Annotated in this window: 9 protein-coding genes; 4 read left to right on the forward strand and 5 right to left on the reverse strand. The window is 64.2% G+C overall.

The annotated features are described in order from the left end of the window. Positions 1–15 precede the first annotated feature (15 nt). Positions 16–2,367, forward strand: a complete 2,352-nt coding sequence (gene gspD / locus AAFX91_RS05990; protein WP_394565856.1) for a type II secretion system secretin GspD — start codon at positions 16–18, stop codon at positions 2,365–2,367. Positions 2,368–2,386: 19 nt separating this feature from the next. Next, complete coding sequence (locus AAFX91_RS05995; protein ID WP_394565857.1) at positions 2,387–3,115, forward strand: hypothetical protein; 729 nt, start codon at positions 2,387–2,389, stop codon at positions 3,113–3,115. A 42-nt stretch (positions 3,116–3,157) separates the two neighbouring features. On the opposite strand, the gene gspG is transcribed toward AAFX91_RS05995, so the two are convergent. From gspG to AAFX91_RS06020, 5 genes are all read right to left on the reverse strand, one after another. Next, positions 3,158–3,622, reverse strand: coding sequence for a type II secretion system major pseudopilin GspG (gene gspG, locus AAFX91_RS06000; RefSeq protein WP_394565858.1), 465 nt, complete (start codon positions 3,620–3,622; stop codon positions 3,158–3,160). A 607-nt stretch (positions 3,623–4,229) separates the two neighbouring features. After that, positions 4,230–5,252, reverse strand: coding sequence for a hypothetical protein (locus AAFX91_RS06005; RefSeq protein WP_130579623.1), 1,023 nt, complete (start codon positions 5,250–5,252; stop codon positions 4,230–4,232). A gap of 116 nt (positions 5,253–5,368) precedes the next feature. Then, positions 5,369–6,376: a substrate-binding domain-containing protein gene (locus AAFX91_RS06010; protein WP_165421164.1), complete on the reverse strand. Its 1,008-nt coding sequence runs from the start codon at positions 6,374–6,376 to the stop codon at positions 5,369–5,371. A gap of 23 nt (positions 6,377–6,399) precedes the next feature. Continuing rightward, positions 6,400–7,389 carry an ABC transporter permease gene (locus AAFX91_RS06015; RefSeq protein ID WP_394565859.1) on the reverse strand — a complete coding sequence of 330 codons (990 nt, stop codon included), beginning with the start codon at positions 7,387–7,389 and terminating at the stop codon, positions 6,400–6,402. Next, the gene (locus AAFX91_RS06020) at positions 7,386–8,930 is read right to left on the reverse strand and encodes a sugar ABC transporter ATP-binding protein (RefSeq protein WP_349644883.1); all 1,545 of its coding nucleotides are present in this window, start codon (positions 8,928–8,930) and stop codon (positions 7,386–7,388) included. Before AAFX91_RS06020 ends, AAFX91_RS06015 begins: the two co-directional genes overlap by 4 nt. Positions 8,931–9,067: 137 nt before the next feature. On the opposite strand from AAFX91_RS06020, the gene AAFX91_RS06025 reads away from it, so the two are divergent. Together AAFX91_RS06025 and AAFX91_RS06030 are read left to right on the forward strand one after the other, a co-directional pair. Continuing rightward, positions 9,068–9,958 (forward strand): CoA transferase subunit A, encoded by an 891-nt coding sequence (locus AAFX91_RS06025; RefSeq protein ID WP_394565860.1) that lies wholly within the window; start codon positions 9,068–9,070, stop codon positions 9,956–9,958. Between the two features lie 3 nt (positions 9,959–9,961). Continuing rightward, a partial coding sequence (locus AAFX91_RS06030) for a CoA-transferase subunit beta (RefSeq protein WP_394565861.1) occupies positions 9,962–10,824 on the forward strand: 863 nt, incomplete at its 3' end.

A 10,824-nucleotide genomic window follows, 5' to 3' on the forward strand; every position in this document is an offset into this window, starting at 1 on the left:
CAAGGGAGAGCCATCGTGCAGTTGATCGAACGGTCCCGCCTGTCGCGCGCGACGTCACTTGGCGCCATGGCCGGCGTGTGGCTTGCAATCGGCGGCCTTCTGGGCGGCTGCATGATCGACAAGAGCATCGATCTGCCGGGTCGCGATCCGGTGACCGATCCGATCCGCGATGCGGATCTGCGCGCGCGCTGGACCGGTCCGGTCGGCGGACCGTCGTCGGGCGGCAGCGCGCCCAGCCGTTCGATGCAGCCGATGGTGTTTCCCGGCGCCGAGCAGGATCTCACACCGGCGCCGTCTTCTCGCGAGGTGAATGGGGCGGCGCGCGTCGCCTCGGCCACCGACGGTGATCTCGCAACCGAAGGCGGCGGCGTCGAAATGAACTTCGACAGCGCGGATATCCCGACGGCCGTGAAATCGGTGCTCGGCGACAGCCTCGGACTGAACTACGTGATCGATCCACGCGTGCAAGGCGTGATCACTCTGGCCTCAGCACAACGGATCCCGCGCAAGGACGTGTTGCCCATCTTCGAAAGCGTGCTGCGGATGTCGAACGTCGCGGTACTGCGCGAAGACAAGCTGATCAGGATCGTTCCGCTGCCGGAAGCCTCCGGCGCGGGCCCCTCCACCTTCGGTGCTGGACAGCCGGGCTATGGCGTCTCGATCGTGCCGCTGCGCTACATCTCGGCGGCGGCGATCGCCAAGACGGCGGAAAATTTCCTGTCGCGGCCGGGCGCCGTGCGCGCCGATCAGACGCGCAACCTTCTCCTGGTCCAGGGCACCGCCTCCGAGCGCCAGGCCGCGCTCGGCGTCATCGGAACCCTCGACGTGGAGTGGCTGCGCAATCAATCGGTCGGGCTGTACCCGCTGAAATCGACCGCGCCCGAAACCATGATCCGCGAGCTTGAAAAGGTGTTCGACACCGCCGAAGGCGGCAATGGTCAGGGTGTGATCAAGTTCCAGCCGGTGTCGCGCATGAACGCGGTGCTGGCGGTAAGCCGCAACAGCAAGGTGCTCGAGCGCGCGACCCAGTGGGTGCGGCGGCTCGATCGCTCCGATCCCACCGGCACCACGGTGCGAGTCTACAGCCTGCGCTACGGCAACGCGCGCAGCATCGCCCGCATCCTCAACGAGATGTTCGTCGGACGCTCCTCGCAGTCAGCCGGTCTTGACAGCCAGACCAGCACGACCGCGCCCGGACAGAGCGGAACGACATCGCGGCTCGATTCGCTCGGCACCGGCACGCTCAGCAACAACAATCAAGGCACGACCACGCAGGGCGGCACCGACAACTCGAACAACGCCAACCGCAGCGGCGCGACGCAAGCCGGCTTCTCAGATCGCAAGGACGACGACCAGGATGCGGCGGGGCTCGGTGGAACGGGATCGGGCGCGATGCCGCGCGGGGTGTTCCAGAATGTCCGGATCACCGCCGATAGGTCGACCAATGCGATCATGGTCTACTCCAACCAGGAAGATTATCTCGTGATCGAGCGGGCGCTGGAGTCGCTCGACCGGCCGCGGCTGCAGGTCGCCGTCGATGCCATGGTCGCCGAGGTCACGCTGACGGACCAGTTGCAGTATGGCGTGCAGGCCTATCTGACCAGCGGCAACGCAAACCTCGGCCAGGACAGAGGATCGGTCGGCCTGTTCAGCGCTGCGCAATCGGCGACGCAGTCGGCCCTGCTCGCGCGCGTGCTGCCCGGCTTCAACCTGCTGCTCGGCGCCGAATCCAATCCCAAGCTGGTCCTGAACGCGCTCTCCACCCTGACCACCATCAAGGTGCTGTCGGCGCCATCGCTGGTGGTCGCCGACAACGAGCCGGCGATCCTCGAGGTCGGCGACCAGGTGCCGATCTCGACCGGCAGCACCGTCACCGGACTGAACGTGGTGAGCAGCATCAGCCGGCAGAACACCGGCATCATCCTGAAGGTGCTGCCGCATGTACATCCGAACGGATCGATCGAGCTTGAGATCGAGCAGGAAGTCTCCAACGTCGTCAATCCGGGCGGCTTCAGCGCCCAGAACCTGACGCCGACCATCTCGCAGCGGCGCATCCGCTCGACCGTCGGCACCAGCAGCGGCCAGACCGTGCTGCTTGGCGGCCTGATCAAGGAAGACGACGAGCGCACGGTGTCCGGACTGCCCGGCCTCAACCAGATCAAATATCTCGGCGACCTGCTCAGCCAGAAGAGCGACATGAGGAATCGCTCGGAGATCATCGTATTCGTCACCAGCAAGGTCGTACGCAACAGCCACGACGCCCAGGTGGTCGCCGAGGAGTTCCGCGAGCGCCTCGATACCATGCGGCGCGCACCGACGACCTTCGACGCGCCCGCTGCGGCGCCGACGCCGATCGCGCGCAAGTGAGACGAAAGCTGAAGCCGTGATGGCGATGCTGTCATCCATGCTGGGGCTCCTGGGAGCGGCCGTCGTCAGCACGGCCGCGACCGCCGCCGAGCTGAACAGCGTGACGCTGAAGGATGACGTCACCATCATCGCCCTTAGCGGCGACGTGGCGGGGGGCGACACGGAGGCTGCCGAAGCGCTGATCAAGACCGCCAACGACAGCAACCGCCTGATCTCTGCCGTGCGGCTCGATTCACCGGGCGGCAGCCTCTCCGAGGCGGTCCAGCTCGCAAATTTGATCCGCAGGGCGAAGCTGCCGACGATTGTCGCGGCCGGGTCGCGTTGCGCCTCGGCCTGTTTCATCGTGTTCGCGGCAGGAATAGAGAAATTCGCGAGCTACGACGCCGCGATCGGCGTCCACGGCGTGTCCGACAAGTTCGGCCACGAAACCGCGCAGACCGAAGAGGCGACCATGGCTATGGCCCGCATCGCGAGCAGGTTTGGCGTGCCGCCACGCATCACCCGGCAGATTGTGACGACGCACGCCCACGACATCGCGTGGCTGACGCCCGACGACCTGCGCGACATGGGCACGATCATGACCGATCGACCGGGACGTCGCACTCCGACATCGGCAGACGATCGGTGGGTTGCCGGGTTCGACATTCCGTCGGACGAGAGAACGACAAGGCCGCAGCAGACCGATCAACGCTCGACCGAGGGCGCCGGCAAGCCCGGCCGGAACTCGATGCCTTGGCAAAAGAGGTAGGAGGCTCCTTGGAGAAGACTGCCGAGCAGTACGGTGCCCACATCATTCATTGCTGGCGCTGGTCAGTTTGTCCAAAGAGATGTCTCCAGCGAGCCCGCTGCCGCCCTCCTGACCGTCCGAACCGTAGGAGATGATATCGTATGCGTTGCGCTCGCCGGGCGCACGATAGACATAGGGATGGCTCCACGGGTCATTTGGAACGACACCGCTCTTGAGGTAAGGACCATTCCAGTTGGTCACGCCCGGCGCCCGCTGCACGAGGGCTGTGAGGCCCTCCGCAGATGATGGGTAACGGCCGGTATCGAGATTGAAGAGGTCGAGCGCGCTTGCGAAGCTCTGCATCTGGATCTTCGCCGCTTTGACCTTCGACTCGCTCAGATAGCTGAGCACGCGCGGGCCAACCAGTCCCATGATCAAGCCGATAATGGCGATGACGACCAGCATTTCGACAAGAGTGAACCCCTGCTCGCCCTGCCGCGTTCTGTCCTGGCCGATACGCCTGGACATAGCGATGGAGCCTTGCTTCGACATCACTGTCCCCGTCTCATCCAATGAGTTGCGTAACGCGCAACTCGCGCTGGCCTTCCCACCACACCACCTGGCAAAGGCCTGATCTGATCGAAGTCAGCGGCCACCATGACGCTTAGCGCTTTCAAGGATGCCGAGACGCCGGAACGGCACCACATCCTTTGGTTGAACAATAATGGTCAGCGCCCGGACGACAATCGAATTTTTTCCATTTATTTGTTGCGGGTTTGGCGTTCGTCAGTCGTCTATGCCAGATGGGTTCAATCCCACGCTGCAGCACTTTCCACAAATGCCAGTGTTTGAAGCGCTGTCGCGATGTATAGCCCAGCTCCTGGCTGATCTCAGCGTGCTGCAGTGATTACTCCTGTTCGCTAAGAGGTGCGGATCGCTTCGTTTGGTGCGCGCATGTTACTGGCCGTGATTGCTCGGCCCGCAAAGCCTTATGAGCCATGATTACCTTCCGGCGGTAACCGGCCAGAACATTGCGCCGCTCGTCGTCCGGCACGCCGATGCGCTCTCCATTCGGCTCGGCTACCGCATCCGAGGCGTGGCCACCTGAGGCAGCGCTGCTCGAACCGAAAAACCATCAGGCCGGCAGCCTGCACGAGGCCCAGCCGACCGCCGTGAGCTTGGCATCCGACATGCGGCGGGCCCAGACCTCGAGCTCGACGACACGCGCGCCATCGGCCAGCGTGCCCACAGCCGTCACCACGCCGGAGAACGACACGGGATCGAAGACCTGCAGCGTGTTGATGAATTTCATCTTCAGCCAGCCCTTGGTGAACCAGGCTGCGCCGAACACACGTGCCATCAGCTCCGCGGCGGCGCCATATTCCTGCTGGCCCTGCACGATCAGGGTCGGCAACTTGCCTTTCTTGGCAATCTGCAAATCGTTGTGCGTGTTGCGCACGTATTCGCCGATGCGCGAGAAGACCGCCGTCTGCTCGGCCGTGAAGACCTTGTTCAACGGCGTCAACACATCACCTACAGCCACATCGCTACCGGCCTTCTCGATCCGCCGCGCACAGTCCGCAACTTCTCCCGTCACGCTGCGTTCGGTCGTCCTACTGCTGCCGCGGCCGGCGATGAGACCCGGCACCGTGCGCAGGATTTCGACGCCGCGGTGGCGGACGATGCTGCGCCCATCCTCGCCGGTTGCCTGGGCTTCCATGACCACATAGCCTTGGCCGCGCCGCTCATAGGCCTCGACATATTGGCCGGAGAGCGTCACGCGTTCGCCCAGCTTCACCGGGCTGTCGAACCAGATCTGCTCCTCGGTGTGGAAACCCACCGTCTTGCTGGCGCGATAGCGCGTGGTGAAGAGCTGAACGAGATCGTTGCCCAGCAGCGCCGGATGGCCGATGCGCGCACCGTCGAACGGGCTCTCGCCCCGCAGATACCAGTCGCCGTAGTCGTCCTGAGTGAAAGCGAAGCGCTTGATCTTGTGATCGTCGACGGTGATCGTCACCGGCCCCAGTTCCTCCGGTATCCGCAGGTTCTCGAACACTGGCTCCTTCAGGCCGGCCTCGAGGTCATCTGCGGTCGCGGCCCGGCGAGGGTCGGTCAGGTCGCGCCAGGGGTTCGGTGCGGTGGCGGTCGATTGGGTCATGGTCTCGTCCTGGAATCGCTTTTCGAGAGGTGCGCGAGCGGTGGCCGGCTGCGGCTTCGGCCGAATGTAAGAAACAACGGACCCCGGCCGCTCGCGCCTGGCCGGAGTCGGGAGCATCAGAAGGTCAGGCGTGAAGGCAGGACCTTCCGCTTGCGGCTCTCCGGGTCATACCACTCGGTCACATTCGACTTGGTGATCAGAGGCGAATCGAAGGCGATCGTCTTCTTGATCGGCTTGCCGCGCAGGATCTGCACCGCGGCCTCGATGCCCTCCGAGCCGAACGGAAGATACTCCCACACGCCATCGAGATCGCCCTTGTAGATGCCTTCCAGTGCCTCGACGGTGAGACCGTCGTAGCCGGTGAACCACATCTGGTCCTTGCGCCCCGCCTCCTTGGCGGCGCGCACGGCGCCGAGCGCCATGTCGTCATTATGGCAGTAGACCGCATCGATCTGCTTGTTGGCCTGGAGCAGATCCTCCATGCCCTTGATGGCCTGCGTGCGGTCGTAGTTGGCGACGATGTGGCCAATGACCTTGATGTCGGGATGCTTCTCGATGACCTCACGCCAGCCTTTGCCGCGTTGCTGGTTGATCACCGATCCAGGCTTGCCTTCGATCTGCGCAACCAGGCCTTTGCCGCCGAGCTTCTTGACGTAATACTCGCCCGCCGAACGCGAGGTCGCCAGCGTGTCGGTCGCGAGGTGACACGCAAAATCGGCGCCGCCGGCCAGCGGCGAGCTGAGCACCACGATCGGAACCTTGGCTTCGTTAATCTGCTTGACCGCGGGCGTGATCGCCTCGGCGTAGTAGGTCGAGATGATGATGATGTCCACGTTGCGGACCAGCAGGTCCTCGATGTCGCGCACCTGCTTGGCCGGCTGGTCGTTGGCATCATAGACGACGGCCTTGAGACCGTACTTCTTGGCGGTCTCCTCGATGCCCGCCTGTTGTTGCTTGATCCACTCGGTGTTGGAGAAGGACATCGTGAAGCCGACGGTCTTTCCCTGCACGGCCTGGGCAAACGAGTCCTGTCCCCAGATGGCGGCGGACGCAAACGCCGCAGCGCCGGCGCCGAGCTTGAGGATATCACGGCGGTTCGTCCGCCGCGTTCCGTCGTGGGTCATGATTTCTCCTCCAATTGCGAGCTTCAGCGCCGCTTTCTCCATTCGCTCATGACGACCGCCAGAACGATGATCACGCCCTTGAGCAGCATCTGAGAATAAGGTGACACGTTGAGCAGGTTGAGGACGTTCGACAGGAACGCCATGATCAGCACGCCGAGCACGGTGCCGCCGACACCGCCGACGCCGCCATCGAAGGTGGTGCCGCCGATCAGCGTGGCTGCGATGGCATCGAGCTCATAGAGCGTGCCGGCATTGGGCTCCCCGACAGTGAGGCGGCTCGCCAGGACGACGCCGGCAAGACCCGCCAGCAGCCCGCTCACGGTGTAGACGAGCACCTTGTTGCGCTCGACCGCGATGCCCGAGAGGCGAGCCGCCTCCTCATTGGCACCGACGGCATAGACGGCGCGGCCGAACACGGTGTAGTGCAACGTCAGAGCCGCGATCAGCCATACGATCGCGAACAGCACCACCGGTGCCGGAACAGGCCCGATGAAGCCCGAGCCCAAAAAGGTGAAGGCCGCCGACGCATCTCGCACGATGACGTTGCTGCCTTCCGTATAGATGTAGACGAGGCCGCGCACGAAGATCATCGTGCTCAACGTCGCGATGAAGGGCTGCAGGCGCAGGCGCGTGATCAGTAGCCCGTTGACGATGCCGACCGCGACGCCCGCCGCGACCCCGACCAGCACCGCGGCGCCCACCCCGTAGTGCGCGAAGCCGGCCGTCAAGGCGGCCGAAATGCCGACGATGGAGCCGGCCGAGAGGTCGATGCCCCGATTGAGGATGACGTAGGTCATCCCGATGCTGACGAGGCCGATCATGGCCGCCCCGCGCAACACGTTCAGGATGTTGCGAGAGGACAGGAAGTACGGCGACAGCAGGCTTGCCACAACGAGCAGCAGTACGAGCGCGAGCACGTTGCTGTAGCGCACCAACAAGCCCAGGGCCCGATTGTAACCGGAGTTAGCGGTTTTGGGAGAGGCCGCGCCCTCCGTGATGGCGGTGTCGGTCATGCGTGAAGCTCTTGCTTGATGGATTCGACAGGGAGGGCGAGAGCGAGCAGGCTTTCTTCCGTCGCACGGTCGCCCTCGACTTCGCCGGTGATCCGCCCGTCGCTCATGACGAGCACGCGATCGGCCATGCCCAGGATCTCGGGCAGTTCGGAGGAGATGAGCAGGACCGCAATCCCCTCCCGGGCGAGTTGATCGACGAGCGCGTAGATCTCGCGCTTGGCGCCCACGTCGATACCGCGGGTGGGCTCGTCAAGGATAAGCACGCGCACGCCCTTGAGGAGCCATCGCGCGAGGATGCATTTCTGCTGGTTGCCGCCGCTCAGCACGGCGACCGGCTGCTCGGCATGGGGAGTGCGCACGTTGAGGCGGCCGATAAACGCACGGGCCTGCTCGGCCTGCTTGCGGCTGTTGAGCACGCCGAAACGGCTGTGCTTCTCCGGAGCCGCGAATGCGATGTTCTCACGAACCGAAAGCGGCATGAAGAGACCATCGCGGCGATCCTCGGCGATGTAGGACACACCCTTTCTGATGGCGTCGGCCGGGCTGCGCAGGACGACCGGTCCTCCGTCGATCAGGATGCGTCCCGCCGAGATCGCGGTTGCACCGAACAGCGCGCGCGCCAGCTCCGTTCGGCCTGCGCCGACTAGGCCGGAGAGGCCGAGTATCTCGCCAGCGCGCAATGTCAGGCTTGCGTCCCTGAAGCCGTGGCCTGAAATCTCCCGCGCCTCCAGCACCGGCTTGCCTGGCGCCCTCCCCTTGGCGGGAAAGCGCTCGCCAAGGTCACGCCCGACCATGAGGCCGATCAGCGCATCCTTGCTGGTCGACGCCACGTCGAGGGTCGTCACCTTGCGACCGTCCTTGAGGACGGTGACGCGCGAAGCGATCCGGAAAATCTCGTCCAGATGATGCGAAATATAAAGGAAGCTGACGCCATCGGCCTGGAGCCCCCGCACGATCGTGAACAGGCGGTCGACCTCCACCGGAGTCAGACTCGCAGTCGGCTCATCGAGAATGATCAGACGCGCCTTGAATGCGAGCGCCTTGGCGAGTTGGATGAGCTGCCGCTGAGCAATCGACAATGCCTCGACCGGAGTGCGCGGATCGAGATCGAGGCCGACGCGCTCCAGCAATTCGGCGGTCCTGCGATCGGCTTCGGCCCAATCCACCCGTCCCCAGGCCGCCAGGGGCAGGCGCCCCATAAAAACGTTTTCCGAAATGGACAAAGGACTGCAGAGTTTGGGCTCCTGGTGCACCATGCTGATCCCAAGCTCGAGCGCCACGAAGGGATCCGGAATCCGAACCGGACGGCCATCCAGCAAGATTTCGCCGTCATTCGGCGTGTAGATTCCGTCCAGGACCTTCATCAGAGTGGATTTTCCGGCGCCGTTTTCTCCAATAAGTGCGTGTATTTCGCCGCGATCGACCAGCAATGACACCTGATCAAGCGCCACCACACCGGGAAACGACTTCGAGATACCGCGAACATCAAGAAAAGCCGGGACCGACGCCAAGTATTTCCTCCATCTCACCCGCGTCTCCACAGCTTTTAAGACTTGTCGCGCGGCGTATGATCGATATAAAAACGTTTTTGTATCGGCCGCGCAAGCTGAAAATGCAATCTGGCAGCCAATACGTTCTGAAATTTCGTGGGGTCCGCCTCACGGTGCCGGGAGCCGCCATGAAGAACAAGCTCGTTTCACTCGAGGCCGCGCTGGCCCCGATCGCGTCCGGCGTGACGCTCGCGATCGGCGGGAGTCTATTGCGGCGCCAACCCAATGCGGCCGTCCGTGAGTTGATTCGCCGCGGGGTCAAGGACCTCACCTTGATCACGTGGGCGACCACTACCGCGACGGACATGCTGGCGGCGGCCGGCGCGATCCGGGGCTGGGAAGGCATCTATGCGGGAATGTTCAGCCACGGCCTTGCCCCGAATTTCAGGCGCGGCGTCCAGAGCGGCGCCATCACGGCGCGCGACTTCTCCGAATGCGCGATCGTGGCGCGCTTCCGCGCAGCCGCAGCCGGGCTTGCCTTCATGCCCGTTCGCTCGCTGCTCGGCTCCGACATGGCGGCGCGCAATCCCGAGCAAATCCGGCCCATGACCTGCCCCTTCAGCGGGGACAAGCTTCATGCGGTCGCCGCAGCCGACGCCGATTTCACCATCATTCACGGTTACGCCGGCGACCGCTATGGCAACGTGCAGTGGCCCGTGGTGCGCGACAGCGACGACATCGACCAGCTCATGGCGAGCGGTGCCAAGCGGCTCATCGTCACCGTCGAGAAAATCATTCCGCACGAGCAGGTCAAGGCGCAGCCGACGCTCACCTATATTCCCGGCCAGTGGGTCGAGGCCATCGTCGAAGTCCCGCAAGGCGCGCATCCGGCCGCCTGCGACTCCATCTACGACGAAGACGAAGAGCACCTGCGGCTTTACCTCGAGCACGCCAAGACTCCCGAGGGCATGGCGACCTATCTCGACCGCTTCGTCCGCACGCCGCGGGCTCACGACGAGTACCTTCACGCCAGCGGCGCTTCCGCCCGCCTCCCGTCCCTCTCCGTTCAGCAGGGCTGACGCATGAACACGCTTACCGCCTCCGGCGCCGTCACCGGCTTCACCGTCAACGAACTCGCAGCCTGTATCATTGCGCGCGAAATCCGGGATGACGACCTGATCTTTGTCGGCGTCGGCACCAACGGACGCGCCTTCACGCTCGCTGTCGGCATCCCGCTCGCCGCGTGTCGCCTCGCGCAACTGCGCCACGCGCCCGGCGCCACGGTCTATTGGGGCAACCTCCTGGATCCGGACCTTTCCAGCATGCCCGACAATCTCCGCCAGGACAGCCTGACGCGCTGGCATGCCGCTGCCTGCCCGGCCGACACGGGTTTCAAGTGCGACATGCTTGGCCGCGGTCGCTTCGACGTCTCTTTCGAGTCCGCGGCGCAGGTCGATCGCCACGGCAATCTCAACATCACCGCGATCGGCGATTATGCAAAGCCGGATGTGCGGCTGGTCGGCTGCCTTGCCCAGCCCGAGCATCTGGCCTTTGTGCGCCGTCCCATCATCGTGGTGGACCTCGACAAGCGTACTTTCGTGGAGCAGGTCGATTTCGTGACCAGTGTCGGCCATCAGGTCCGCGGCACTCCGCGTCGGGAATTTGGCCTGCCAGGGCCCGGCCCGGCGCTCGTGGTCACCGACAAGGCCGTCTTCGACTTCGGGTCCGACGGCGCCATGCGCCTGGTTTCGCTGCATCCGGGCGTGACGCCCGACGACGTGCGCTCGCGCATGGGCTTCGCGCCGACCATCCCCGAAAACATCCCGGTCACCGAGCAACCCTCGCTAGGCCGTGTGGACTCTTGGGAGTCTCAAATCAGATTGAACGTGATTCAAGGCTTTCTTTTAGGAGGAAGCCTTGGGCGTCAAGGATCGGCTGGTTCTAA

It is taken from the genome of Bradyrhizobium sp. 31Argb, from assembly GCF_043638955.1.
Taxonomy (GTDB): domain Bacteria; phylum Pseudomonadota; class Alphaproteobacteria; order Rhizobiales; family Xanthobacteraceae; genus Bradyrhizobium.